Genomic DNA, 22890 nt, shown 5'->3' with positions numbered 1-22890 from the left:
TGTCTGGCAACTCGTTGTGAGGTGGGCAATGGTCCGAAAATATCCGGTAACCAAGGTGGCGCGCCATGGTCCGGCGGCGGTGCATCGGTCATTTGTCTTCACAAGGGCCGATTTCGTCGTCGTCGTATTGGCATTCTCCATCGAGCTAGCCAGCTTTTTCCCGGCTACCGCTGGTTCACTCTCTGGAGTCCTGACCGGAGTAGCTCTTGTTTACGTGGCGTGCGGATCTGTTGCCCTCCTATGGCGGCACCGCGCCCCGATGATGGTTTTTGCCGGGCTTTTGCTACATCAAGCGCTCTTCGAGATTTTCTTAACTCCGAACTATTTCAATTTCTCAGAAATTTTCCGTGTTCCGTACATGCCTGTAATGGCAGTCCTGGTGGCGCTGTCCGCAGTGGCATCGGATCGGTCGATGCGGCATTCCCTGGCTGCCTGTGTTATCGCAATCGCCGTTCCCGTCCTGGTTTCGTCACGAGGCAGAACCTTTTCGGATGATCTCTGGTTCATCGGTACCGGAGCCGTGTGGCTGGGAGGGGCCTGGGCCTTCGGCCGTTTTATTGCTCGAAACCGCCTTCGCATTAGTTCATTGGAAGAAGAGCAACGCAGGGCTGAAGCCGCGATAGCCGAGGAACGCGCGCATGTCGCCGCGGAATTGCATGATATCGTCTCCCATGCCGTGACCGTGATGACGCTGCACGCCGCCGGTGGACGCAAAGTGATTGATTCGGATCCCCAACGTGCCGCCCAAGCTCTGGATGTTATCGAGTCCGTTGGCACCGAGGCGACGCAGGAACTTGCCCGTCTTTTGAAACTGTTGAAGCTTCACGGTGAGAAGGCAAACGAAGAACAGCAAAGCCCGCTGCCGACCCTTAGAGACCTTGAATGGCTGCTCAAGCCTGTCCGGTCAGCGGGGGTGCACGTGGACGTAAAGGAAACGGGACAGGCCTGGAAGCTTGACGCCAGCGTAGGCCACGCGGCTTACCGGGTGGTGCAGGAGTCGCTGACGAACATTGCCAAGCACGCCGGACCTGGAACGAACGCGCTGATTGAGCTTCAGTGGGAACCTGACTCGCTGACTCTCAACATTTCCGATGATGGATCCGGAAAGTCAGAAAGTCCTTCTGCCGGCGGCACAGGGTATGGGCTCATCGGGCTCAAAGCGAGAGTGGAAATCGCCGGTGGGAGCATCAAATGGGGGCCGAGAGATAGCGGGTTCTTCCTGAACGCTCACCTTCCATCGTCGCCCTAGGTGCGTGGGTCAGTAGTCGGAAACGGTGTTTCGGGGAATCCTTAAAACGCCGGAGGATTAACCCGGAATCTGCGGCAAAACCGGGATAATTAGGGGCATGGATACCGGTTCTTCGCTGCCGCAGGATGGGTTGTTTGGCGAGCTCCTGATGGGGCGGCTGGAGGGGTCGGCAGATATCCGGATCGACCTGAACGGCGGGGCGAAAATGCGGTTCAAGGACTTTGGGCCGAATGCGGTGATGCTGTTTTCTCCGTCCCTGGACGAGTGGCTGCCCGAGGGCCACCTGGCCCGGTTCATTGCCGAGCTGGTCGAGCACGAAATGGATCTGGGGCTTTTCTACGCCTCTTGACGGCTACATATCTCTGGCCAACGACGCGAGCATCGCCTTGACGGCCTTCTTCCTCATCGGGGTGAACCCGGCGGACAGGTGCCTGCCGCGGATTTGCCGGTCGGCACGGAACAGGGCGTACCCGCGCTTAAGCAGGAACCCCAGCGGCTTGCGCCGCTCCTTGACGTCGCGCACGAAGCGGCGCATGGCCGTGGATACCGGCGAAACATCGATGTAGTAGGCCCGGACGTCGACGCCGAGGCGCTGCAGCGGTGCCAGGATCTCGGACACGAAGATCCCCTCGGACAGCAGCGGGCCGCCATTGAGTTCGATCCCGCGCGTCCCGTCGTAGCTGGAGGTGCTGATCGAATAGTTGGGGACCTGGGTCTGCCCGGATTCCAGCAATTCAATCAATGCATCGACGGCCTTCTCGCAATTCCAGGTGCCCGGATGGTCCCAGTCGATTTCCCCGTATCCGGTCTGCGGCAACGGCGTTGCCGGTGTGTGCTCGGAGATCTCCCGGTAGAAGTTGTCCAGCTCCACGTGGGGCCGGCCGAAGCGGTGGGCCAGGTAGGATTTTCCGGATCCGGAGGCCCCTCCGAGCAATATCAGGGGCGTTTGTTGTTTCGGCACGACACCCATTATTCCCTGCCGGGCATCCGGACCTAGAATCGTGCCCATGAGTCTTTGGAATCCCGATGCCGACCACGCCCTTCACGTATGCGTCGAGGACCCGACGGGCGACGCGGAGGCGGATCTGATGGCCGGAATCACGCTGCTGAACGCAGTGCGCGAGGGCAGCTTGCCGGCGACGCTGCGGCTCTACCGCCCGAACCCGACGGTGGCCTTCGGGCAGCGCGATGTGCGGCTGGCGGGGTACGGCCGGGCCGTGGCGGAATCCCTGGAGCGGGGTTTTGCCCCGGTGGTGCGCAAGGCCGGGGGACGGGCTGCGGCCTACCACTCGGGCACGGTGATCGTGGACCACGTCGAGCCGGCCACCGATGCCATGATGGGCCACCAGCACCGCTTCAAGGTTCTGGGCAAGCTCTATGCCGATGCCCTGCGCACCTCGGGGATCGATGCGCGGGTGGGGGAGATTCCCGGGGAATACTGCGCCGGTGACTACAGCGTCCACGGGGTGCCCGGCGTGGGGTCCAGGGCGCGGAACCCCATCAAGCTTGTGGGCACCGCCCAACGGGTGGTGTCGGGGGCCTGGCTGTTTTCCAGCGTGTTTGTCATCGAGGATTCGGCGCCCATCCGCGCGGTGCTGGATTCGGTTTACCGGGCTATGGGGATCGAGATGGACCCGTCCACGGTCGGCGCGGCCGACGACCTGCTTCCCGGCTACAGCACGGAGGCCTTCACCAAGGACCTGCTTTCCGAATACGGTCGGCACGCCGAACTGGTCGAACCCTAGGCAGGGCCCGAACCAAGGCCTGTCAGCGGGAGCGGCGGCCGGCTTTGAGTCCGGCCCAGAATGTTGCCGCGCAGGCAGCCAGGGCGAGCAGGAGCCAGCCGAGGATCTGCGCCGTGGTCAAGAAGTGCATGCCCGGAACGAACACGGTATCGCTCAACGGGGCATAGGAGAACCAGCCAAACGAGGCGTCCTCCCGGGGGCCGAGAGCGAAGACCAGGATGCCCGCGAGCAGGAAGAGCGCAGCGAGGATTCCGGCGAGGGCCGGGAGCCTGGTCCGCGGTGCGCGTGCTGGTTTTTGCGGCCTGGGAGTGGTGTCGTCCATGGGCATCAGTATGCCATGGCCAAAGCGGATATGTGCTGGTCAGTAACCGGTTGTGAAATCCCGCCAGAGCTCGTCGGGGTCAAGGTCGAGGTGCTGGGCGGTGATGGCCTGGGACACCAGCAGCCGCCCGGTGCGGGTGAGGTGTTCGCGCATGGCTGCGGCTGCCTCCTGGCCCTTGCCGGCGTTGATGGCCTCGATGACGGGAGCGTGTTCGCCCAGGATCTCGGTGAGCGAGCGTTCCTTCCCTGCCGTGGAGACCCCCAGCAGCCGGGTGGAATCGCGCAGCCGGTTCACGATGCCGCGGCCGCGGTTGGAGCCCGCGGCACTCAGGATGGTGTCGTGCACCTGCTGGTCCAGGTCGAAGAACTCGTCAAGGGACTCGCGTTCGGCGGCCGAGCGCATGCGGGCCTCGAGGTTGTTGAACGTGGCGGCCAGTGCCGGGGTGCTGGCATGGGCAGCGCGCAGTGCGGCCGGCACCTCGAGGGCCAGGCGCAGCGAGAAGATTTCCGCCACGTCGTGCGGGCTGGTGGGGATGATCCGGAATCCGCGGTTGCGCGAGAATTCGATCAGGCCGGCCTCTTCCAGGCGCAGCAGTCCGTCGCGGACCGGTGAGCGCGAGATGCCCAGCTGCTCGGCGAGCTGGTAGACGCTGTAGAGCCGTCCAACTTCCATCTCCCCGGTGACCACGGCGTGGCGCACGTGGTTCATGACCTGGTCGGTCAGGGACTGCCCGCGTTGGGGCAAGGTGCGCGAATCGGGACTAGTCATGTTCTGATTCTCTCATTTTTCGGGCACCGGAGGGGGGATGGGAGCTTCTGGCAGCAACCATATCGCCGTTTGCACGTAACATGTTACTCTGGCTTCACTTGCCCCCGAAGAGAGGTCCTTCCCATGGAAACCATGCCCACCACGGTTGATGCGGCCGCCGAGATGCGTTCGCGCTTGCGCACCGACATGGGAACGCGAGCCGCATATGTCTCGGACGCCTCGATCTTCAGGCGCGTCCCGGCCGCGGTGCTGGAGGTTCGCAGCGAGGCGGACATCGCCCTTGCCCTGGCCTACGCACGCTCCGAGGGGTTGGGCGTGACCAGCCGAGGCGGCGGAACCTCGGTGGCGGGCAACGCGATCGGCGAGGGCCTGGTGCTGGACACCTCGCGCTACTTCAACAAGATCCTGTCGATCGACCCGGTGGCCCGCACCGCGCGCATCCAGCCAGGGGTCGTGTGCGACAAGCTCCGCGACGCGGCGGCGGAATTCGGGCTGACCTACGGGCCCGATCCCTCCACCCACAGCCGCTGCACCGTCGGCGGCATGGTCGCGAACAACGCCTGCGGCTCCCATTCCCTGGCCTGGGGCACCGCGGCGGACAACGTCGAATCCATCAAGGTCATGTTCGCCGACGGATCCACCGTCACCCTGGGCGCCAACGGAACAGACGACCATGAGCTGGATGTGGCGCTGAAGAAGCTGCGCGACGCGAACCTGTCCACGCTGCGCACCGAGCTCGGCCGCTTCCCCCGCCAGGTTTCCGGCTACGGGCTGCACCACTTGCTGCCGGAAAACGGGTTCAACGCCGCCCGTGCCTTCGCCGGGACCGAGGGAACCTGCGGAATCATCACCGAGCTCACCGTGAAGCTGGTTCAAAAGCCCAAGGCCACGGCCCTGGCCGTGCTCGCCTTCGCAACGGTCTTCGACGCCGCGGCCGCCGCTGCCACCATGCGCCGCCCCGGCATCACCACCGCCGAGGGCATGGGCGGGGACCTGCTCGACGCCCTGCGCTCGCGCCCCGGACAGGAGCTGGCGGGGTCCGACCTTCCGGGCATGGGCGGACCCTACGGGTCGATCCAGCGGGCAGGCGGCTGGCTGTTCTGCGAAACCGCCGGGGACACCCCCGATGCTGCACGGGCCATTGCCGAGGCATTGGCCAACGAATGCCTGGCCGCCGACTCGGTCACCGCCATTGACGCGGCGGTCGTCACCGACCCCGCGGCGGCCCGCACGCTGTGGCGGATCCGCGAGGCGGCCGCCGGCATCGTGACCCGGCTGCCTGATGGCGGGGAGGCCTGGCCCTCCTGGGAGGACTCGGCGGTTCCGCCGGAGCACCTGGCCGACTACCTGCGCGACCTCTACGCGTTGATGGAGACGCACGGCCTGCGCGGCATCCCCTTCGGCCACTTCGGAGAGGGTTGCGTGCACGTGCGCATTTCCTTCACCCTGGGCACCGAGGAAGGCGTGGCGGTCTTCCGCTCCTTCATGGAGGCCGCCGCACACACCGTGGCCCGCTACGGCGGATCGCTCTCCGGGGAACACGGGGACGGCCGCGCCCGCTCCGAACTGCTGGGCACCATGTACAGCGGGGCCGCGATGGGCGCCTTCAGGGACTTCAAGAACATCTTCGACCCCACCGGGCTGTTCAACCCCGGGGTGCTCATCGACCCCGAGCGGATCGATGACCGGCTGCGCCCGGGGCCCGGGCAGCGCACCTTCGAGCTCTCTCCCGTCCATGCGCTCTCCCGGGACAAGGGATCGCTGCTCAACGGCGTGAACCGCTGCGTCGGGGTGGGGCTGTGCCGCTCCGACGAGGGTGCGATGTGCCCCTCCTTCCAAGCGACCGGCGACGAGGTGCACTCCACCCGCGGGCGGGCCCGGGTGCTTTCGGAGATGTTCCGCGGCGAATCCCTGCCCTCTGCCTACCGCTCCGAGGAAGTCAAGGAGGCACTGGACTTGTGCCTGTCCTGCAAGGCCTGTGCCTCCGAGTGCCCGGTCAACGTGGACATGGCCACCTACAAGTCGGAGTTCCTGCACCGCTTCTACGCCAAGCGGCTGCGCCCCATGGCCCACTACACCATGGGCTGGCTGCCGATCCTGACGCGGGTCCTGCATGCGATACCCGGGGCGGCCAGCGCCACCAACGCGTTGCTGCGCTGCACGCCGGTGGAGAAGCTGGTGAAGAAGCTTGGCGGAATCGAACCTACCCGCACCATGATCACCTTCGCACCCGAGTCCCTGCAGCGGTGGTTCTCCAAACGGCCGAGACCCAATGCAACCTCCGGCTCCACCGTGGTGCTGTGGCCCGACTCCTTCAACAACCACCTGGACACCGGCCCCGGAAAGGCCGCCGTCGAGGTGCTCGAGGCCCTGGGCTACAACGTCATCATCCCCGACGGATTCGTCTGCTGCGGGCTCACCTGGCACTCCACCGGGCAACTGGATGCTGCCCGCAAGGTCATCCGCCACACGCTCAAGGTCATGGAACCGCTGCTGGATGCCGGCTACCCGGTCATCGGGCTGGAGCCCTCCTGCACCGTGATGCTGGGACACGAAATCACCGAACTGGTCCCCGACGACCCGCGCGCAGCCGCGCTGGCCGCTGCCGTGGTGCCCTTCGGCGACCTGGTCGCCAGGCACCTGCCGGCAGACGGCAAGCCCGGTGCCGCCTGGCCCTTTGGTGCCTTGGATGCCGGGGCGGTGTCGCAGGTGCACTGCCACGAACGCTCGCTGGGAGACCACTCCGGAACCGCGAAGGTGCTTGCCGGCCTCGGCATTGATGAGCGCGAGATCGCCACCGGATGCTGCGGGCTGGCCGGGAACTGGGGATTCGAACCCGGGCACGCCGAGCTCTCCCGCTCCCTCGGCGAGCGCGAGCTCTTCCCGGCGATCCGCGGGCGCTCCGAGGGGGACATGGTGCTGGCCGACGGGTTTTCCTGCCGCACCCAGATATCCGAGGGCACCGACGCCAGCGGCATGCACCTGGCACAGGTGCTCGCCGCCGCACGCCTGGAGCCCTGAACGCCGCACGCACACGCCCTGTGCGCGGGTGGGCATTGCGTGGCGGGAGGGACCGGGCAATACTCGGCCTAATGCACCGAGCATTGCCCGACCCCGGAGGTACACGACATGGCCGAGATGCCGGCACCCACCCACTATCCGCCGCTGGTCACCGGTCTTGCCGGCAAACGCGTCCTGGTCACCGGAGGTGCCGGGGGACTGGGCGCGGCCATGGCCCGCACGCTTGCCGGCCAGGGTGCGCACCTGATCGTTGCCGACCGCGACGGGGCCGCGGCCAATGCGGTGGCGAGCGAGGTAAACGGCGAAGCGTGGGAAGTGGACTTCCTTGACACCACGGCGCTCGAATCGCTGCGGCTGGAGGTGGACGTGCTCATCAACAACGCCGGGGTGCAAGCCATCGCCCCGATCCAGGACTTCGAGCCCGCAGCCTTCCGCCGGATCCTCACCCTGATGCTCGAGGTCCCGTTCCTGCTCACCCGCGCCGCGCTGCCGCACATGTACCGGCAGGGCCACGGGCGCATCATCAACATTTCCTCCATCCACGGCCTGCGCGCCTCCGAATTCAAGTCGGCCTACGTGGCGGCCAAGCACGGGCTGGAAGGATTCTCCAAGGCCACCGCCCGGGAGGGCGGACCGCACGGGGTCACGAGCAATTGCGTGAACCCCGGCTACGTGCGCACCGCCATGGTCGAGGGGCAGCTCAAGGACCAGGCCGCCACCCACGGGATCAACGAGGACGCCGTGCTGGAAACCGTCATGCTCACCAAGAACGCGATCAAGCGGCTCATCGAGCCGCACGAGGTCGCCACGCTCGTCGCCTTCCTGGCCTCGGAGCAGGCCGCCATGGTCACCGGTGCCTCCTACGTGCTCGACGGCGGGTGGAACGCGTGATGCGCGCCGCGATCCTGCGCGAGCTGCCCGCCGGCGGGACCGTTCCCTACTCCGACAGCCGTCCGCTGGCCATCGAGGAGCTGGCCACCCCGCACCCGCGCGCCGGGGAGGTCGGGGTGGACATCACCTTCTCCTCGCTGTGCCACTCGGACCTCTCGGTCATCAACGGCTCCCGGCCCCGGCCGCTGCCCATGGCCCTGGGCCACGAGGCCGTTGGCAGGGTCGCCAGCCTGGGCGAGGGAGTGACGCACCTGCAGGTCGGTGCCAAGGTCGTGCTGGTCTTCGTGCCCAGCTGCGGGGATTGCCGGGCCTGTGCGGCAGGGCGCCCGGCGCTGTGCCACAGGGCCGCGGTCAGCAACACCGACGGGGACCTGCTGCACGGCCCGGCACTTCTGCGCGGGCCACGCAGGGAGCGGATCAACCACCACCTGGGCGTCTCGGCCTTTGCCAGCCACGCAGTGGTGGCCGCCGAGTCACTGGTGCCCATCGACGAGGACGTGCCCGACGAGGTGGCGGCCATGTTCGGGTGCGCCGTGCTTACCGGCATCGGCGCGATCCGCCACACCGCGCAGCTCGCGGCGGGCCAATCGGTGATCGTCTACGGCCTGGGTGCCGTGGGGCTGGCGGCCGTCATGGGCGCGGTGCTCCAGGGCGCAGGCAGCATCATCGCCATCGACCCGAACACGGACAAGCACGCCCTGGCGCTGGCCTGCGGGGCCACCGCCGTCGGGACGCCCGAACAGGCCCGGGCCCTGGTCGCCGAGGCCACCGGCGACGGGGTCGACGTCGCGATCGAGGCTTCCGGCTCCGCGGCAGTGATCGGCGAGGCGCTGGGTGTGCTGACCCGCGGCGGGGCGGTGGTCTGCGTCGGGCTGCCCCACCCGGAGGCGCAGCTGACCGTGCCGGCGCTGGGTTTCGCCGGTGCGGGAAAACGACTGCTGGGGTCCTACATGGGGGACGCCCGCCCGGCCGAGGACATTGCCTTCTTCGTCCAGGCCTGGCGCGAGGGCCGGCTTCCGGTGCATCTGCTGCACACCGACACCCGCCCGCTGGACCAGATCAACGAGGCGTTGGACGCGCTGGCCGAGGGCAGGGTCATCCGCCGGCTGTTGGTGCCGTAGCCCGGCAGCGGCTGTGCCGGCGGCCCATGCTCGTCCGGAATTCGCCGGGGGTCCGCCAGGGGATCCCTGGCGGGGCGGTGCCCCGTTGGTTTCGGTGCCATGTGGTGCTCCAGCCGTTTACGTATCGCCGTCGGCATCGATGGCGGCAGTATTCTTGACTCGTGTTTGAAACATGCCAGCTTAGTGAAGAAGTCAATATGCGGATCCTGCGCCCGGCCGATGCCGCAGCGCTTGCCGCTGCCTATGTGCGCAACCGCGAGTACCTTTCTTCCTGGGAACCCGTGCGTCCCCGGGAGTACTACACCGAGGTGTGGCAGGCCGCCGATATTGCCAGGCGCCTTGCCGCGACCGAGGCCGGGGAAGGGTATCCGCTGGCATTGTTTGCAGGCGATACCCTGGTAGGCCGATTCAACGTGGCCGGAATCGTGCGTGGACCATTCCAAAGCGCGGGGCTGGGTTACTGGGTGGACAGCGAGTACGCGGGCCGCGGTCTGGCAACAGCCGGGGTCCAGGTGATCGTTGAAACCGCACGTGCAAAACTTGGCTTGCACCGCATGGAAGCAAGCACTCTCCTGCACAACGTCGGCTCACAGAGGGTGCTGTTGAAGGCGGGATTCCGGCAGATCGGGATGGCTCCGCGATATTTGCAAATTGCCGGAACGTGGCAGGACCACAACCTTTACCAAGTCCTCCTGCATGACTAGACTCCCGAAATCCTGTCCATGAGTCCAGGGCCGCCCACGCGGTCGTTGGCTATCCGTACGCAGAACGCTGGCCGGAGGTTTCTCCAAGAAGAGGCCAGCTCTGCGCGGCAAACAGGTTGAGTGGGCAGATGCGCCACCCATGGTCCCATGCAGTACGCCAGGGGTGCCTGGTTGAGGAGGCGTGGGCCTGTATTTGGGGCCAAGCGCCCGAAGGAAACGACTATCAACTACGCAGGTCTTCTGCATAGACTCGACTTCCATGAGCGACAGCCGAATTGAGATCGATTGGGAATCCGCACGCACGAGCAATCGCGAGAATTGGGAAGACCGGGTTCCCCTGCACGAAACGGCATACGCGGTCAGTGACCTGGATGATCCCGACCACCTGACCGGAGTCATCAGAACCGACCTGAGGGCACTTGCTCCATTCCTCCCGGGCGGCACGGTCTCGGGCTTGGATGTGTGCCATCTGCAGTGCCACATCGGCACGGACACGCTGTCCTTGGCCCGGGCAGGGGCAAGGGTCACCGGCGTCGATTTCTCCCCCTCCGCCCTGGAATCTGCCGCAGGGCTGGCAGATCGGCTGGGCCTCGAGACCACCTGGGTGGAAACCGACGTCCTTGACGCCCGAGCCGCCGTCGACGGCGACTTCGACCTCGTTTACACCAGCATCGGAACCATCACGTGGCTTCCGGATCTGGACCGCTGGGCAACCCAAATAGCCGGTCTCCTGCGGACCGACGGGACGTTTTACATCCGCGATGGGCACCCTTCCCTCTATGCCATTGATGAGCATGCCGACGGGCTACGGCTTCGCTACCCATACTTTGGCAACGGCCGGGCACAGATTTGGGACGACGAGTCCACCTATGTCGGGGAGGGCAAGGTGGCCCACCCTCGAACCTTTCAATGGGCACACCCCATCGCCGATATCCTCAACGCACTGATCGGTGCCGGGCTGCAGATCCTTCGCTTCGACGAGGACAAGTCGCTGCCGTGGAAGTTCAGTCCCCGGATGGTTGAGGTGCCCGACGGCTACGCATGGCCGGAATCCGAGCGTGATCTTGTGCCTTGCAGCTACACCGTCATCGCCCGGAAAACGGGTGCCTAGGCGAAGCAGGATGGACGAAGCCGGGCACCAAGGTGCGATTGGTGCGAGGACCTTCATCGCCGCGCACAATGACCGTGTCGAGGTCCAAGGCGACAGGAGCCTCCACCTTGGCGCAGCTGCCTCGATCGCTTCGGCTACTCGGGGCCCGAGCACCGATATGCCGAGCGCGGCAGAGGCCAGGTCGTAGGGTGAAGTGATGACGACACGTATTGACAAGGCGCGCAGGCTCTCCGACGTGCTTGCAAGCCTCGACGATGCCGGTGTGCGGCGGCTCCTGGAAACTGCCGAGCCCGTTGGCGTAGGCATTGGGGGAACCACCAAGGCAGCCCGCATCGGTGCAATGACCGTGTTTGTGAAACAGCTCCCGCTGACCAGCCTTGAAGAGGCGGATCCGACCTCCACTGCAATCCGCCTCCGGCTTCCCTTTGTCAGCCACTACGGGATAGGAAGCCCCACCCACGGAGTCGGGCGGGAACTGGCGGCACACCATGTGACCACCGGGTGGGTCCACGATGGAGCAGCGGACTTCTTCCCGCTTTTGCTGGGGTGGAGGGTCGTTGACCTGACGTGCGAATCGGACTTGCATGAATTTGACGGTGATGTACCGCAACGCCAGTGGGGGATGCATTGGCCCGAGGTCCGGCGGCAACTCACCGCGATGAAGGACGCGACCAAGACCATGGTGCTCTTCCTTGAGTATGTGCCGGAGACCCTGGGCGCCTGGCTGCGCAGGAGCCTGGCCACCGGAACCGGGGCGACAGTCTTCGCCGACGTGGTCGCCCAGGTCATGGAAGCCACCGCATGGATGGAGACCCAAGGGTTCCAGCACTTCGATGTGCATCCGGGCAACATCCTCGTGCACGAGGGCAGGCTGCTGTTCACCGACTTCGGCCTGGGGCTTTACCGCGGGTTCGAGCTCACCCCGGAGGAAAAAGTGTCCATGGCCGAGCATTCCGGTTTTGACCGTGATACAGCCCTGATGCACCTGTTCCACTGGGTGCTTTTCGAACTGGGTTATGCCTCCGGTCCGCAGCGGATGGAATTGTTGCGTGCTGCCGCCGCCGACCCTGCCACGCCGGCACTGGACCCGGTACGCGTTGCGCTCGGCGAAGGTGCCGACCTGATTGCCCGGCATGCGCATGTAGCTGTGTACATCACCGAGATGTTCGGCCTTCTCATGCAGGATGCGTCCGCTACGCGATACAACGGCACGAGCGGTGAGCTGAGAATTTGAAGGCTTTGCCATCCCAAGTCAAAGGCGTTTGCTGGTTTTCCAGCATCCAGGATTCGGGCACGAACCCGCGGATTCCGGTCAGAACAATGCCTCGGCGGTCCCGATGACGGCCGAGATGAGGAACGCCACCGCGCAGAGGATCAAGCACCAGGCCATGACCTGGAAGGAGGCGAACACTCGCGCGATGCGGTTGCGAGGCAGTGGCTTTCCGCCACGGTGTGCAGGCTCCGGGCGGGCCGGCCGTTCCGTCCTGATGGAATGGATAATAACCACCGCGAGTCCACAAAAAATGGCCCACGTGATGATCAGGTCCATTGCCTGTGTCCTTTTCGTTGGTTGGGTGAAGGCACCAAGCGCGACGGTTGCCTGTTCCTTGAAGAAGGGTGTGGGCGGCGAAAACACGGGAATCGTGCCTTCGCCGCCCACACCCCGGATCAATGCCGGTCAGTGGCCGCGCTTGATCCACTCGTCCAGGTTCGGTGCCTCGGCCCCGATCGTGGTGGCGTCCCCGTGGCCGGTGTTCACCACGGTGGTTTCGGGCAGGGTGAGCAGGCGTTCGCGGATCGAGTCGATGATCGTCTCGAAGCTCGAGTGGCTGCGCCCGGTGGCACCCGGGCCGCCGTTGAACAGCGTGTCCCCGGAGAACAGGGTGCCCAGGGACTCCACGTAGAAGCAGGTGGAACCGGGGGAGTGCCCGGGGGTGTGCAGGGCCACCAGCGTGGTGCCGGCAACCTCGAACTCCTGCCCGTCGGTAATCTCGTGGTCGGCGGTGGTTCCGGGGAACACGTCCTGCCAGAGCATCGTGTCGGCAGGGTTCAGGTGGATCGGTGCCTCGACCAGGTCCGCGAATTCGCGGGCGTACCGGATGTGGTCGTCGTGCCCATGGGTCAGCAGCACGGCCTTGACCGCGCGGTTGCCCACGACTTCCTTGATCTTGGCCGGTTCGTGGGCCGGGTCGATCACGAAGACCTCGTCCTGGTTCCCGATGATCCAGACGTTGTTGTCCACCTCCCAGGTGCCCCCGTCCAGGGAGAACGTGCCGGAGGTGACGATGTTTTGGATCTGTGCCGACATTAGAGTTCCACCACCGAACGCAGGACCTTGCCCTCGCCCATCTTGGTGAAGGCGGCCTCCACGTCGCCGAGGGAGATGCGCTCGGAGACGAACGCGTCCAAGTCCAGGCGGCCGAGCTTGTATTGCTCCACCAGCATCGGGAAGTCGCGCGAGGGCAGGCAATCGCCGTACCAGGAGGACTTCAGCGACCCGCCGTGGCCGAAGACATCCAGCAGCGGCAGTTCCAGCTTCATCTCCGGGGTCGGGACGCCCACCAGCACCACGCGGCCGGCCAGGTCGCGGGCGTAGAACGCCTGCTTGTAGGTTTCCGGGCGGCCCACGGCCTCGATGACCACGTCGGCGCCGAAGCCGCCGGTGTGCGACTTGATGCCCTCGACCGCGTCGGTGGTCTTGGAGTTCACGGTGTGGGTGGCACCCATGTTCCTGGCCATGGCCAGCTTGTCGTCGTCGATGTCCACGGCCACGATGGTGGTGGCCCCGGCCAGCTTCGCCCCGGCGATCGCGGCAATGCCGACGCCGCCGCAGCCGATCACCGCAACGGACTCGCCGCGCTTGACCTCGCCGGTGTTCATGGCCGCACCGATGCCGGCCATGACGCCGCAACCGAGCAGGCCCACGGCGGCGGCGTCGACATCCTCATCCACCTTGGTGCACTGGCCGGCGGCGACCAGGGTCTTTTCGGCGAACGCGCCGATGCCCAGCGCGGGGGAGAGCTCGGTGCCGTCCTCCAGGGTCATCTTCTGGGTGGCGTTGGCGGTGTTGAAGCAGTACTGGGCCTGGCCCTTGGCGCAGGCGCGGCACTGCCCGCAGACCGCGCGCCAGTTCAGGATCACGCGGTCGCCGACCGCGACGTTCGCCACGTTCTCGCCGATCTTCGAGACCACGCCGGTGGCCTCGTGCCCGAGCAGGTACGGGTAGTCGTTGCCGATCCCGCCGAGCTTGTAGTGCAGGTCGGTGTGGCAGACGCCGCAGGTGAGGATGTCGACCACTGCCTCGCCCGGACCCGGGTCCGGAACCACGATGGTCACCGTCTCGACGGGGGCGTCCTTGGCACGGACAATGACGGCCTGAACTTTTTGGGACATGACACTCCATTCATGCGCGGTCGCAATCATGCGACGCAAAGCTTAACGAGGAAGGGGCGCCGTCCGCCTTTCGGCGAGGGGCACCCCTCCATCCAATCACAGCCCGACTAGACCCGCTCGAGGACTTCCTCAATCCGCGGGTTTGTTGCAGAGGTCCCGTCCGGGAAGATCAGCGTCGGGACCGTCTGGTTTCCACCGTTGAAGGATTCCACCAGCTCCGCGGTGCCTTCGACTTCCTCGATGTTTACCTCGGTGTAGCCGATTCCCTTGGCATCCATCAGGCGCTTGAGGTTGCGGCAGTAACCGCACCACGAAGTGGTGAACATTGTGACCGCACCGGCCGCGGGAATGTAGGGGGCAAGTTTTTCATTTTCGCTCATACCTGATGTAACCACGGACAGGGGAGTCTTATTTCATGGTCCTTCACGTGCCGGCCGAAAATCACGCGTTCCCCTGGCCGGTGCATGCCATCATGCTCCATTGCGGGTGACCCGGGGATCTCCACCGTCTTTGGTGCTGTTCGGCTCACGAGCCAGGAATCTCCGGCGAACGATTCCTTGGCGACAACCCGGCCTTCAGGGTTTCTTGGCTCCGCCAACGCCTGGCACCGAGGTGACTTGTTTCATCCACTCCACGATCCGGGATTCGTCGACGTCGTCGATGGATTCAAGCTCCACCCCTCGCGTCGCCTTGCCCATGCCTACCGGTGTCACCGGCGGTACGGGTTCCAGGGCGGTGCCGTTGATGAACATTAGCTTGACGTGGCGGGCAAAGCCTCCGCAGCTGAAGCACCACCCGTCACCGACGCCGTAGTAGGCCATGCCCCATTTTACCGAACGCTGCAGGCCGGGCAGGGTCTTGGCAGCCAGTGCATCGACCGCCTCGGCGATGCCGCGCTGTGGCTGTGGAAGGCTGTCGAGGTAGGCGAAGACCGGTTTGTCGCCGACCGCTGCCTTTGCGGGGCTTGCCCTGCCGGTCATGGCTTCCGGCAGGGTGAAGGTGCCGTCGACCGGCGCCGCGAGGCGTATGGCAGGTTTCCGGACTTCCGGTTTGTCGTTCTCCGTGCTGCTCATGGACGGAATTATCCCCTGCACCTGGGAAAAATGCACCAGCCGTGCGCTGGCATACTCTATCCGCTGCGGCGGAAGGACAGGGCGTGTTGCTGCGGCAGCTGGCGGTTCGGTTCTTGCTTTCGGTGCTGTTGTCGCTTGTCGAAAATTGACACGGTTTGCAGATTCCGGCGATGGTGATGTTGCTTGGAGTTGGGTTTCATGGATTTCCAATTCCTTGCCGCCCTCTGCACAGGGTCGAGACTTGCTTGCCAACCAAGAAGGGGCCACGGGTGTTTCCGTATAGCCAGATAGATGTCTTCACGTCCGAATTGACGCTGGGCAATCCCGTGGCCGTGGTTCACGGAGCCGATCGCTTGAGCGACGACCAGATGGCGGCATTTGCCCGTTGGACAAACCTGAGCGAAACAACGTTTCTGCTTGAACCCACAACCACGGCCGCCGACTATCGGGTCAGGATCTTCACTCCGTTCCATGAGCTGCCCTTCGCCGGCCATCCGACGCTCGGATCGGCGCGTGCCTGGCTGGATTGCGGGGGCGCTCCGCAGGCGCAGGAACAGATCGTACAAGAATGCGGTGCCGGATTGGTTCGCGTACGCCAAGACGGTGGCCGCCTGGCTTTTGCCGCGCCGCCACTGGTGCGAAGCGATGCACTGGATGCATCGGAGATCAGACTGATCGCGAAGGCACTCAAGCTGGATGCCGAAGCCGTGATCGAAGGACGCTGGACGGACAACGGTCCGGGATGGGTGGCTCTGCTGCTTGCCGATGCCAAAAGCGTCCTGGCCGCCGAGCCTCCCAAGGCTGCCGTCGGAGGTTTCCCCCAAGATCGGGCTCATTGGTCCCCACCCTGCGGGTGCCGATGCCGGATTCGAGGTTCGGGCGCTTACGTCCATGAACTCGCTCGGAGAAGACCCGGTCACGGGGAGCCTGAACGCGGCGATGGCCCAGTGGCTGATACCTGCGGGGAAAGCCCCGCATGCCTACACCGCGGTCCAGGGGACAAAAATGCAGCGCCGTGGCCGTATCCATATTGAACAGATTGGCCAGGACATCTGGGTCGGGGGAGACACCGTTTCCGGGATCACCGGCACAGTGTCCTGGTGACCACCGAATCGGGAAATGCGGATCAAAACCTCGAATCCAGCCGCAAGGTTCAGCTAATCCGTTTGTTTTGTGTCCAGGGAGTCGGGTCCCGTCAGGGGAGCCCTCAATGAGACGGCTGAGGAGTTCCGGCTACGGATCGCTTGGCGTGCTCTTGGCACGCCGCGGTTCAGTCGCGTAGCGGCGATCCGACGACGTTAAAGCGAAACCCGCCAAAGGCGCCGGACAGAAGCGGTCGTGCCGCCGCTATGGATGCTTGGACCTCCGGCAAGGCGAGGGAAGCTTGATGCGCTTCGGCGCTCTCCCAGAGTTCCATGACGAACACCGTTTCGAGGTCGCCATCGCTGACTCCCACCTCATAGGCCAGGCAACCGATCTGACTGAGGATGTCACTGCGCTGAGTCAGATGGGCAACCAGCTCATCACGCTTACTAGGGACCACACCGAGTGTTCCGGCGCTTGCGAAAGTCATGGCACAACCCTACCCAGACGATGAGAAATTGCGACCCTCCCGGAAGTCGGACGTTGAACGGACACACTGCGAACTGGTCGGCAGACGGTCGCGGGAACGAGCGTCATGCCCGTTTGCCGATCCCAGACCGGCACGGCGCTTACATGCACGTCGCCGAGCAGGACTTCATCCGCGGCCGGACCGCCGTACTGTGCCCGCTGACGGCAAGAAGGTGACAGTTTTATATGCCCAGGGCCTTGAACCGTGGGCGGAACAAGCCGCCGAGAACCTGTCCCATGAATTGCCACGGTGGGACCGCGAAAACTTGGCACGGGGGGATACGCTTTCACAGTGACCGATTACAGCGCCCTGCCCGTGTGTGAATTCGCCTTCCCCGGCCCTCTCCGGGACCAGCTGGTGGCCGCCGTTCTGGACGGTTCCAAGACCTCCACGACTGCCACGCTCATTGAGTACGAGATTGAGCAGGAAGATCTGCCGGTGGCAGGTTTGCGGGAAGTGGTCATCGACTCCGCCGGAAAGCCTGTGGCCGTAATTGAGATGACGGAAGTACGCCAGGTCCGGCTGGCAGAGGTGGATCTGCAGCATGCAATCGACGAGGGCGAGGGCTTCACCACCATCGCCCAGTGGCGGGCCGGCCACGAGGATTTCTGGCATTCGCAGGAGATGCGCGATGCCATGGGCGACCCCCACTTCTCCGTCGATGACGACACGGTGCTGGTGCTGCAGCGGTTCAAGATCGTAGCGCGCCTGCCCAAGAGACCCATCGTTCATACGCGACCTTCCCGGAGTCGATCGGGGGTCGCGTGAGTGGCTATGGATGGGGCATCGGTGAAGTCGTCGGGGTCGGGGCCTTGTCCCGAGCGTTTCCAGTGGCGGCCGAGAACGAAGGGTTCATCCCAGGCGCGAGAACCGTTGCTTCGTCGCGGGGCAGCGGTCAACGTGCCGGAACAAACCACGTCAAGCCGTTGCTCGCGTAGGCCGGTATCGCAGGGCGATCGCCCCCGACCGGAACTCATGGCGATCCACGAGCTCGAGCTGGATGCGCTCGCGCAGACCGGCGAGCAACGTCGGCCCATGCCCGGCAAGGACCGGCTGCACGAGGAACTCGTACTCGTCGATCAGTCCCAGATCCGCCAACGCCAGGGGGAGCGTTACGCCACCAACCCACAGAACCTCGCCTGGCTCCTGCTTGAGCCGCTGCACCGATTGCCCCAAGTCGCCTCGCAGCAGCTCGGCATTCCAATCGACCCCGCCAAGCGTGCTCGACACGACGTATTTCTTCGCCCGGTCGAGGGCCTCGGCGAACGGGACCTGCCACCCTTCCACCCAGCCTGGCCACGTGCCGGTGGACGGCTTCCGCCACGCCGACTCCATCATCCCGTAGGTCACCCGGCCGAACAGCAGGGCATCGGCTCGCTCCATCTCGGCGGTCCAGTAGCTCATCGACTCCTCGTCCGGGGGGAGCCCCGCCTCGTGATGGCAGCAGCCGTCGAGCGTGACGTTGATCGAGTATCGAAGTTGTCTCATCTCGTTGCTCTCCCTTGATGCGCGCAGTGCGTTTTCACCGAACCGACAACCGGCCAGAGCGATGCTGGGCTTGAACCACCCATGGTCCGAGGATAGGCAGCCTCGCCGTTTGACGGAAGTGTCGGCGCACGAATCCAGCCTGGATACGCGCGCCGAGTGTGGCGGGCTCGGACTCGTTCTCAACTCCGGGTGAACTGTCGCGGAGGGGGTCCCTCCCTCCCCGCCTGGCCTGCACCTAAGGAAACAGGACATAGACTGAGCCACCATGAGAGAGAACGACCAGGAAGTTGATTACGTCCGGTTCGAGCATGTTGCCCCGGACGAAATTTGGGCTGAGATCGCGAGTCTCTTCGTCTCGAGCTTCGCAGCCCCTCCTTACAATGAATCACCAGACGAACTACAAAGCATTGATCAATGGGGTCCCGACCAACTTGCCAGTCCTGGTGGGCGACTTGTCGCGGCGAGACACGATGGACACCTGGTCGGCTTTGCGTTGTCTCAGAGGCTTGACCAGGACAGCTCCTGGCTGCGACGACTAAACGTGATGCTGCCAACGCTAGACGCGGTAATCTCGCCTTCGAGAACCGTTATTGTCCAGGAACTCGCTGTCGACGAAAACTTTCGAGGCCGTGGGATAGCCAAACAGTGCATCCGTGAACTCCTCTCGAGCCGAACCGAACAGGATGCCGTCCTGGGTGTTTTCGGCCAAGCGTCCCAGGTCCGAGAGATTTATGGACACTGGGGTTTTTCGGAGCTCGGCACCTCTCCCATTTACGGCGGAACCGTGACCCTGCACGCCTTGCATCACAAACTTCCCTGGACGGCCTAGTCATCCAGCCGTGTGGCTTTCAACGCTAAATGTCGCGTTTTCTGCAGAGCTAATTGCCGTACCCCCAAACGGATTGGCTCTCGGTACACACTGTTTCGCAGGGGAAGCCTGAACGGGACTGTTGTCCTGAGAATCGCACTAACCGTCGAATTGACTGCTGGGCTTGGATTGCTCGTGGAAAATCGTGGAAATGAGCTGGAACGTGCCGACTTCGCATTCCCGGCTCAGGGACCTTTCTTCCTCCTCGCGGCGAGAGACCTCAGAGGCGGGTGCGTCCTGAGCATAGAACTCGTCCATGCGGCGCGATGAGTAGTTACGAACGTAGTAACCGCTGTCATCAACTATTTCCTCCACGAGGAAACCAGCAGCGGTCATCTTTTCGACGTATAGCCGATACGCTTCCTCATAATCTTCGCGAGTGACATAGCCCTTGCTGAGCACACCGGCTTCGAAATCCGAGAGCGTGGTGACCCGAAATGCCTTGGCGAACCGAGCATGCATCTGCTTTTCAAGGGAACGTGCATCCCTGTTCAGTTCCACCGGTTCTCCTCTGCTTCACGAAGTGGCTTCCATGGCAGTAGTCTGCCACGTCCTTGGAACGAGACGGTCCTCCGCTGCCGTTCCCCAAGGAAGAGTGTTCCGTTTGAGGAACCTTCAGCGGGACACACTAGTGTCCGGGCATCTGAAGTGGGCTTCGTTCCCTGCCAATTCAGTCCGGCTGTGGCGACTGAGCACGCAGTAAATCGGGAAGCCCGTATTCATCCATAGATGCTGCTGCGATGATCAATATCGATCACCAAAATGACAAGGCGTGCATCTTGCAGATCACAGACAATTCGATAATCGCCAACGCGATACCTCCACAGACCAGACAGCCCTCCAGTGAGGGCTTTGCCCCGGTCCCGAGGGTTTTCGAGTGTGGTGATTGCGCGGAGCACGGCACGAATACGCCGGGCGTTCTGGGGGTCAGCCTTCCGAAACCACTTCGCAGCTTCGGGCGCTAGCTCGACCTCCCAGCTCACTCGATCTCATCCAGAATGCTGGCATCAGCCAGGGCATCGTTTAGCCCAAGCTCGTGCTCGATCACAGCAAGCGGCACAGCTTGGACACGCCCCGATCGAAGATCCGCGGCACGAGCAACGATGCGCTGCTCCCATTCCAACTCCGAAAGGTCACGCTCCAATACCTCGCGCACAACGTCGCCTAGGCTGCGCCGGGTTGCTCTGGCGAGCGCTTCGACACGCTCACGCAAATCTTCAGGAAGTCGCACCGAGATGGGCCGACCAAGAGGCGTTGAGGTACTCATGTAAACATTGTATACGTTGTTTACATTGACCAACAGTGCTCTTGTTCCTGCATATCCGTAGAATGCCGCTGGCGTACGCTCCTTCTGTTTACTTTCTCGTTGCCCAATCGCCCCTCGACAGCGTCTCCACGACGCTGCCCGTAAGGGGAACCTTGACCGGGCTTTGCAAAGTCAACCCACGGTCAGAAGCGGGACGTGCCTCAATCCCGACCTTGGGCTGACCTTATGTGCAGAAGCTTAGAGCCCTGTCATATAGCTCCGGGCTGCGCCTCGTTTCGGCGGAAACGACCAAGTGGCTGGAGCTTAGCCGGTGCGCGAAGAACCCACGGTATGGAAGGACAATGACGTTGGTGAGGCCGCCATGCCACGCGGAAACGAGTGCGGAGACGTGGTCGAACTCCACGTTGATTGGGGGTATCGGAGTTGTTTGCCGGTCCCAAGCGTCGAAGGCATCCCAGTCAATGCCTTCTTCGCCGTACTCGACGGTCCAGAATGGCGGCATTAGCGGGTTGAGATCCTGCCCGGGTCGTGCGAAGCTCTGCATTTCTCCTTGAGTCAGTGGAGCCTTTCGTTCGCTGCGGATGTCATACCAGGCCCAGGCACGGTCCCATTCCCGCTTCCACATCAAGTCCCATGCATCTCGACTTGAGGACTCCGGGATTCTGGAATTTCCGGTCACAGGAACGGGGCTAAGGTCCGGGATGTCAAGATCCTGTGCGAGTGACCATGATTGACGGACAAACAGCAGCATTTTCAAATTCTGCACATGGTCATCAACCGCGATGGCCATATCTCTCGGCCAGGCGGCCTGTCGCTTAAGTCCGAATCCCCGCATTTTATGTCCTCCTGGTGGTCCGATCCCGGCTCTGTTTCATTCGCCTAGCATGTCTGGGATGCTGAACGCAGTAAAGGATTCGGGGGACTTGATTACCACCTCGCATCGGTGAGTCTCATTTGTCCCGTTAGCCGGTCCTCAAACGGACAAACCAATTGTTGACCAGTGTCTTTGTGATCGCTGGATTTCTGGTGTCCCGTATACCCGGCCCGCAATAAAGCCCGGTGAAGGGGCCTTTTGCGGGGCAAATCATTAAGATGCCCGGGCGTGATCGGGTTAGGTTCCGCTGGTCCATGTTTAGCGAGTTCTTGCTAACAGTCCACGCGTCGTGAGATGGGCCCACTTGAGGTTAGCCGGGACAGGAGGAGTCCATGTTGCTCCGCACGGTGTCATCGGCGCCAGCGGGCGAACCGAACAAGCGCACATATCCGCGGGGAAGCCCGGCGACGTTTCGGGGGAACGTCGTAAACGATACGGTGTCTATGGGATGAAGTGGTTCCGCGGCGCCAAGGGCTCCGGAGCTGTTTTGAATATGTGGAATTCAACAAGAAGGGGCGATGGGGATGTGCGGTAGATACGTGATGGCCAAGGCCATCGGAGACCTGGTCGCGGAGGCCGAGGCCGAGGCAGATGCAAACCTTGAGCTGCGGCAGTCCTGGAACGTCGCCCCGACCACCGACGTGCCGATCGTGCTGGAGCGTCTGATCGACGGGAAGCTGCACAGGCAGGTGCATGTGGCCAAGTGGGGACTGGTGCCGGGGTGGGCCAAGGAAGCGTCCGTGGGCGTGCGTGCGTTCAACGCCCGCAGCGAGACCGTGACCGAGAAGCCGTCTTTCCGAGCCGCGGCCAAGGCCAGGCGCTGCGCGGTCCCGGCCGAGGGGTACTACGAATGGTTGGCCGGGGACACATCCAAGGCCAAGAAGCGCCCGTTCTACGTCCACCCGGCCGACGAATCCTTGATCTTCTTTGCCGGGCTCTACGAATGGTGGAAGGACCCGTCCAAGGAAGATGGCGACCCTGGCCAATGGCTGCTGTCCACCACGATCCTCACCTGCCCGTCCCCGGCCGCCGACTCTGAATCCGAGGTTTTGGCGCAGTTGCACGGCCTGCACGACAGGTTGCCGATCCCGCTGTCGAAAGACGCCATGGCCGAATGGCTGGACCCCGAGGACAAGAACGCGGCCGAGCTGGTGGAGATGGTGCGCGCCGGTGCCGACGAGGTTGCCTCCGGCTGGGAGTTGCGCGAGGTGGATTCCGCGGTCGGAAACGTCCGCAACGATGGGCCCGAACTCGTCGAGGAGCACTCGGGACTGTTCTGAGGCGGCGCCCGTCTCCCGCCGGCTACGCACCACTGCGTATGGCGCCGGCTACGCCCCCGGGGAAGACTGGTGCCTGTCGGTGCGAAGGGAACGCGCCACCAAC

The 22890-nt window shown here is 64.0% G+C and carries 27 protein-coding genes and 1 pseudogene; 14 read left to right on the top strand and 14 right to left on the bottom strand.

What is annotated here, in order from left to right:
- Positions 1–28: 28 nt before the first annotated feature.
- Positions 29–1249, top strand: coding sequence for a sensor histidine kinase (locus JOF46_RS14375; RefSeq protein WP_209908152.1), 1221 nt, complete (start codon positions 29–31; stop codon positions 1247–1249).
- A gap of 97 nt (positions 1250–1346) precedes the next feature.
- Entirely contained in the window at positions 1347–1598 is a 252-nt protein-coding gene (locus JOF46_RS14370) for a hypothetical protein (RefSeq protein WP_209908150.1), read from the top strand.
- A 3-nt stretch (positions 1599–1601) separates the two neighbouring features.
- Here JOF46_RS14370 and JOF46_RS14365 read toward each other — a convergent pair whose 3' ends face one another.
- A complete protein-coding gene (locus JOF46_RS14365) occupies positions 1602–2219 on the bottom strand; it encodes a uridine kinase (protein WP_209911935.1) in 618 nt (205 codons plus the stop codon).
- 37 nt (positions 2220–2256) lie between these two features.
- Here JOF46_RS14365 and JOF46_RS14360 point away from each other — a divergent pair, with 37 nt between their 5' ends.
- Positions 2257–2994 carry a lipoate--protein ligase family protein gene (locus JOF46_RS14360; RefSeq protein ID WP_209908148.1) on the top strand — a complete coding sequence of 246 codons (738 nt, stop codon included), beginning with the start codon at positions 2257–2259 and terminating at the stop codon, positions 2992–2994.
- Positions 2995–3016: 22 nt separating this feature from the next.
- On the opposite strand, the gene JOF46_RS14355 is transcribed toward JOF46_RS14360, so the two are convergent.
- Positions 3017–3316, bottom strand: coding sequence for a hypothetical protein (locus JOF46_RS14355; RefSeq protein ID WP_209908145.1), 300 nt, complete (start codon positions 3314–3316; stop codon positions 3017–3019).
- A 39-nt stretch (positions 3317–3355) separates the two neighbouring features.
- A complete protein-coding gene (locus JOF46_RS14350; protein ID WP_209908143.1) occupies positions 3356–4084 on the bottom strand; it encodes a GntR family transcriptional regulator in 729 nt (242 codons plus the stop codon).
- Between the two features lie 132 nt (positions 4085–4216).
- Between JOF46_RS14350 and JOF46_RS14345 the strand changes: the two genes are divergently transcribed.
- From JOF46_RS14345 to JOF46_RS14320, 6 genes are all read left to right on the top strand, one after another.
- Positions 4217–7105 carry an FAD-binding and (Fe-S)-binding domain-containing protein gene (locus tag JOF46_RS14345; protein WP_425355060.1) on the top strand — a complete coding sequence of 963 codons (2889 nt, stop codon included), beginning with the start codon at positions 4217–4219 and terminating at the stop codon, positions 7103–7105.
- A 108-nt stretch (positions 7106–7213) separates the two neighbouring features.
- The gene (locus JOF46_RS14340; RefSeq protein WP_245348138.1) at positions 7214–7996 is read left to right on the top strand and encodes an SDR family NAD(P)-dependent oxidoreductase; all 783 of its coding nucleotides are present in this window, start codon (positions 7214–7216) and stop codon (positions 7994–7996) included.
- On the top strand, positions 7996–9117 hold the full coding sequence (locus tag JOF46_RS14335) for a zinc-binding dehydrogenase (RefSeq protein ID WP_209911931.1): 1122 nt from the start codon (positions 7996–7998) through the stop codon (positions 9115–9117). The genes JOF46_RS14340 and JOF46_RS14335 overlap by 1 nt, the downstream gene beginning before the upstream one ends.
- Before the next feature lie 161 nt (positions 9118–9278).
- Positions 9279–9821, top strand: coding sequence for a GNAT family N-acetyltransferase (locus JOF46_RS14330; RefSeq protein ID WP_342592459.1), 543 nt, complete (start codon positions 9279–9281; stop codon positions 9819–9821).
- A 259-nt stretch (positions 9822–10080) separates the two neighbouring features.
- Positions 10081–10932, top strand: a complete 852-nt coding sequence (locus tag JOF46_RS14325) for a class I SAM-dependent methyltransferase (RefSeq protein WP_209908140.1) — start codon at positions 10081–10083, stop codon at positions 10930–10932.
- Positions 10933–11128: 196 nt separating this feature from the next.
- Positions 11129–12166 (top strand): AarF/UbiB family protein, encoded by a 1038-nt coding sequence (locus tag JOF46_RS14320; protein WP_209908139.1) that lies wholly within the window; start codon positions 11129–11131, stop codon positions 12164–12166.
- Positions 12167–12244: 78 nt separating this feature from the next.
- On the opposite strand, the gene JOF46_RS14315 is transcribed toward JOF46_RS14320, so the two are convergent.
- The 5 genes from JOF46_RS14315 to JOF46_RS14295 form a co-directional block, all read right to left on the bottom strand.
- The gene (locus JOF46_RS14315; RefSeq protein WP_209908138.1) at positions 12245–12481 is read right to left on the bottom strand and encodes a hypothetical protein; all 237 of its coding nucleotides are present in this window, start codon (positions 12479–12481) and stop codon (positions 12245–12247) included.
- Between the two features lie 129 nt (positions 12482–12610).
- Entirely contained in the window at positions 12611–13240 is a 630-nt protein-coding gene (locus tag JOF46_RS14310) for an MBL fold metallo-hydrolase (protein ID WP_209908137.1), read from the bottom strand.
- Positions 13240–14325 carry an S-(hydroxymethyl)mycothiol dehydrogenase gene (locus JOF46_RS14305; RefSeq protein ID WP_209908136.1) on the bottom strand — a complete coding sequence of 362 codons (1086 nt, stop codon included), beginning with the start codon at positions 14323–14325 and terminating at the stop codon, positions 13240–13242. Before JOF46_RS14305 ends, JOF46_RS14310 begins: the two co-directional genes overlap by 1 nt.
- 107 nt (positions 14326–14432) lie before the next feature.
- Positions 14433–14705 carry a glutaredoxin domain-containing protein gene (locus tag JOF46_RS14300; RefSeq protein ID WP_113762443.1) on the bottom strand — a complete coding sequence of 91 codons (273 nt, stop codon included), beginning with the start codon at positions 14703–14705 and terminating at the stop codon, positions 14433–14435.
- 195 nt (positions 14706–14900) lie between these two features.
- Positions 14901–15398: a DUF1801 domain-containing protein gene (locus JOF46_RS14295; protein WP_245348137.1), complete on the bottom strand. Its 498-nt coding sequence runs from the start codon at positions 15396–15398 to the stop codon at positions 14901–14903.
- 170 nt (positions 15399–15568) lie between these two features.
- Here JOF46_RS14295 and JOF46_RS22755 point away from each other — a divergent pair.
- Both JOF46_RS22755 and JOF46_RS22750 read left to right on the top strand, forming a co-directional pair.
- A pseudogene (locus JOF46_RS22755) lies at positions 15569–16141 on the top strand (PhzF family phenazine biosynthesis protein); the annotation flags it as partial.
- A gap of 148 nt (positions 16142–16289) precedes the next feature.
- On the top strand, positions 16290–16502 hold the full coding sequence (locus JOF46_RS22750) for a PhzF family phenazine biosynthesis protein (RefSeq protein ID WP_342592457.1): 213 nt from the start codon (positions 16290–16292) through the stop codon (positions 16500–16502).
- 166 nt (positions 16503–16668) lie between these two features.
- Here the strand turns inward: JOF46_RS22750 and JOF46_RS14285 are convergent, their stop codons facing one another.
- The gene (locus JOF46_RS14285) at positions 16669–16971 is read right to left on the bottom strand and encodes a putative quinol monooxygenase (protein WP_209908132.1); all 303 of its coding nucleotides are present in this window, start codon (positions 16969–16971) and stop codon (positions 16669–16671) included.
- Between the two features lie 330 nt (positions 16972–17301).
- On the opposite strand from JOF46_RS14285, the gene JOF46_RS14280 reads away from it, so the two are divergent.
- Positions 17302–17778, top strand: coding sequence for an ASCH domain-containing protein (locus tag JOF46_RS14280; protein ID WP_209908130.1), 477 nt, complete (start codon positions 17302–17304; stop codon positions 17776–17778).
- Positions 17779–17928: 150 nt separating this feature from the next.
- On the opposite strand, the gene JOF46_RS14275 is transcribed toward JOF46_RS14280, so the two are convergent.
- Complete coding sequence (locus JOF46_RS14275) at positions 17929–18498, bottom strand: dihydrofolate reductase family protein (RefSeq protein ID WP_209908128.1); 570 nt, start codon at positions 18496–18498, stop codon at positions 17929–17931.
- Positions 18499–18763: 265 nt separating this feature from the next.
- Here JOF46_RS14275 and JOF46_RS22895 point away from each other — a divergent pair, with 265 nt between their 5' ends.
- The gene (locus JOF46_RS22895; protein WP_209908127.1) at positions 18764–19327 is read left to right on the top strand and encodes a GNAT family N-acetyltransferase; all 564 of its coding nucleotides are present in this window, start codon (positions 18764–18766) and stop codon (positions 19325–19327) included.
- Positions 19328–19465: 138 nt separating this feature from the next.
- Here JOF46_RS22895 and JOF46_RS14265 read toward each other — a convergent pair whose 3' ends face one another.
- The 4 genes from JOF46_RS14265 to JOF46_RS14250 all read right to left on the bottom strand — a co-directional run bounded on the left by JOF46_RS14265 (position 19466) and on the right by JOF46_RS14250 (position 21423).
- Complete coding sequence (locus tag JOF46_RS14265) at positions 19466–19867, bottom strand: hypothetical protein (protein ID WP_209908125.1); 402 nt, start codon at positions 19865–19867, stop codon at positions 19466–19468.
- A 218-nt stretch (positions 19868–20085) separates the two neighbouring features.
- Positions 20086–20349 carry a type II toxin-antitoxin system RelE family toxin gene (locus JOF46_RS14260; RefSeq protein WP_209908123.1) on the bottom strand — a complete coding sequence of 88 codons (264 nt, stop codon included), beginning with the start codon at positions 20347–20349 and terminating at the stop codon, positions 20086–20088.
- The gene (gene relB, locus JOF46_RS14255; protein WP_209908121.1) at positions 20346–20633 is read right to left on the bottom strand and encodes a type II toxin-antitoxin system RelB family antitoxin; all 288 of its coding nucleotides are present in this window, start codon (positions 20631–20633) and stop codon (positions 20346–20348) included. The genes JOF46_RS14260 and relB overlap by 4 nt, the downstream gene beginning before the upstream one ends.
- A gap of 223 nt (positions 20634–20856) precedes the next feature.
- Complete coding sequence (locus JOF46_RS14250) at positions 20857–21423, bottom strand: hypothetical protein (protein ID WP_209908120.1); 567 nt, start codon at positions 21421–21423, stop codon at positions 20857–20859.
- Positions 21424–22031: 608 nt separating this feature from the next.
- On the opposite strand from JOF46_RS14250, the gene JOF46_RS14245 reads away from it, so the two are divergent.
- Positions 22032–22787, top strand: a complete 756-nt coding sequence (locus tag JOF46_RS14245; protein WP_209908119.1) for an SOS response-associated peptidase — start codon at positions 22032–22034, stop codon at positions 22785–22787.
- Positions 22788–22890: the final 103 nt, after the last annotated feature.

The organism is Paeniglutamicibacter psychrophenolicus (genome assembly GCF_017876575.1).
Taxonomy (GTDB): Bacteria; Actinomycetota; Actinomycetes; order Actinomycetales; family Micrococcaceae; genus Paeniglutamicibacter; species Paeniglutamicibacter psychrophenolicus.
The sequence above is the reverse complement of the archived record's forward strand: the minus strand, read 5'-3'. Positions and strand labels throughout refer to the sequence as shown.

Excerpts from the sequence above, each read along its gene's own strand:
- JOF46_RS14375 (WP_209908152.1), top strand. The coding sequence starts at position 29 with ATGGTCCGAAAATATCCGGTAACCAAGGTGGCGCGCCATGGTCCGGCG.
- JOF46_RS14370 (WP_209908150.1), top strand. The coding sequence starts at position 1,347 with ATGGATACCGGTTCTTCGCTGCCGCAGGATGGGTTGTTTGGCGAGCTC.
- JOF46_RS14335 (WP_209911931.1), top strand. The coding sequence starts at position 7,996 with ATGCGCGCCGCGATCCTGCGCGAGCTGCCCGCCGGCGGGACCGTTCCC.
- JOF46_RS14365 (WP_209911935.1), bottom strand. The coding sequence starts at position 2,219 with ATGGGTGTCGTGCCGAAACAACAAACGCCCCTGATATTGCTCGGAGGG.
- JOF46_RS14250 (WP_209908120.1), bottom strand. The coding sequence starts at position 21,423 with ATGGCCATCGCGGTTGATGACCATGTGCAGAATTTGAAAATGCTGCTG.
- JOF46_RS14305 (WP_209908136.1), bottom strand. The coding sequence starts at position 14,325 with ATGTCCCAAAAAGTTCAGGCCGTCATTGTCCGTGCCAAGGACGCCCCC.
- JOF46_RS14300 (WP_113762443.1), bottom strand. The coding sequence starts at position 14,705 with ATGAGCGAAAATGAAAAACTTGCCCCCTACATTCCCGCGGCCGGTGCG.
- JOF46_RS14295 (WP_245348137.1), bottom strand. The coding sequence starts at position 15,398 with ATGAGCAGCACGGAGAACGACAAACCGGAAGTCCGGAAACCTGCCATA.
- relB (WP_209908121.1), bottom strand. The coding sequence starts at position 20,633 with ATGAGTACCTCAACGCCTCTTGGTCGGCCCATCTCGGTGCGACTTCCT.
- JOF46_RS14340 (WP_245348138.1), top strand. The coding sequence starts at position 7,214 with ATGGCCGAGATGCCGGCACCCACCCACTATCCGCCGCTGGTCACCGGT.
- JOF46_RS14245 (WP_209908119.1), top strand. The coding sequence starts at position 22,032 with ATGTGCGGTAGATACGTGATGGCCAAGGCCATCGGAGACCTGGTCGCG.
- JOF46_RS14310 (WP_209908137.1), bottom strand. The coding sequence starts at position 13,240 with ATGTCGGCACAGATCCAAAACATCGTCACCTCCGGCACGTTCTCCCTG.
- JOF46_RS14285 (WP_209908132.1), bottom strand. The coding sequence starts at position 16,971 with ATGACTTTCGCAAGCGCCGGAACACTCGGTGTGGTCCCTAGTAAGCGT.
- JOF46_RS14320 (WP_209908139.1), top strand. The coding sequence starts at position 11,129 with ATGACGACACGTATTGACAAGGCGCGCAGGCTCTCCGACGTGCTTGCA.
- JOF46_RS14350 (WP_209908143.1), bottom strand. The coding sequence starts at position 4,084 with ATGACTAGTCCCGATTCGCGCACCTTGCCCCAACGCGGGCAGTCCCTG.
- JOF46_RS14360 (WP_209908148.1), top strand. The coding sequence starts at position 2,257 with ATGAGTCTTTGGAATCCCGATGCCGACCACGCCCTTCACGTATGCGTC.
- JOF46_RS14325 (WP_209908140.1), top strand. The coding sequence starts at position 10,081 with ATGAGCGACAGCCGAATTGAGATCGATTGGGAATCCGCACGCACGAGC.
- JOF46_RS14355 (WP_209908145.1), bottom strand. The coding sequence starts at position 3,316 with ATGGACGACACCACTCCCAGGCCGCAAAAACCAGCACGCGCACCGCGG.
- JOF46_RS14315 (WP_209908138.1), bottom strand. The coding sequence starts at position 12,481 with ATGGACCTGATCATCACGTGGGCCATTTTTTGTGGACTCGCGGTGGTT.
- JOF46_RS22750 (WP_342592457.1), top strand. The coding sequence starts at position 16,290 with ATGAACTCGCTCGGAGAAGACCCGGTCACGGGGAGCCTGAACGCGGCG.
- JOF46_RS14275 (WP_209908128.1), bottom strand. The coding sequence starts at position 18,498 with ATGAGACAACTTCGATACTCGATCAACGTCACGCTCGACGGCTGCTGC.
- JOF46_RS14345 (WP_425355060.1), top strand. The coding sequence starts at position 4,217 with ATGCCCACCACGGTTGATGCGGCCGCCGAGATGCGTTCGCGCTTGCGC.
- JOF46_RS22895 (WP_209908127.1), top strand. The coding sequence starts at position 18,764 with ATGAGAGAGAACGACCAGGAAGTTGATTACGTCCGGTTCGAGCATGTT.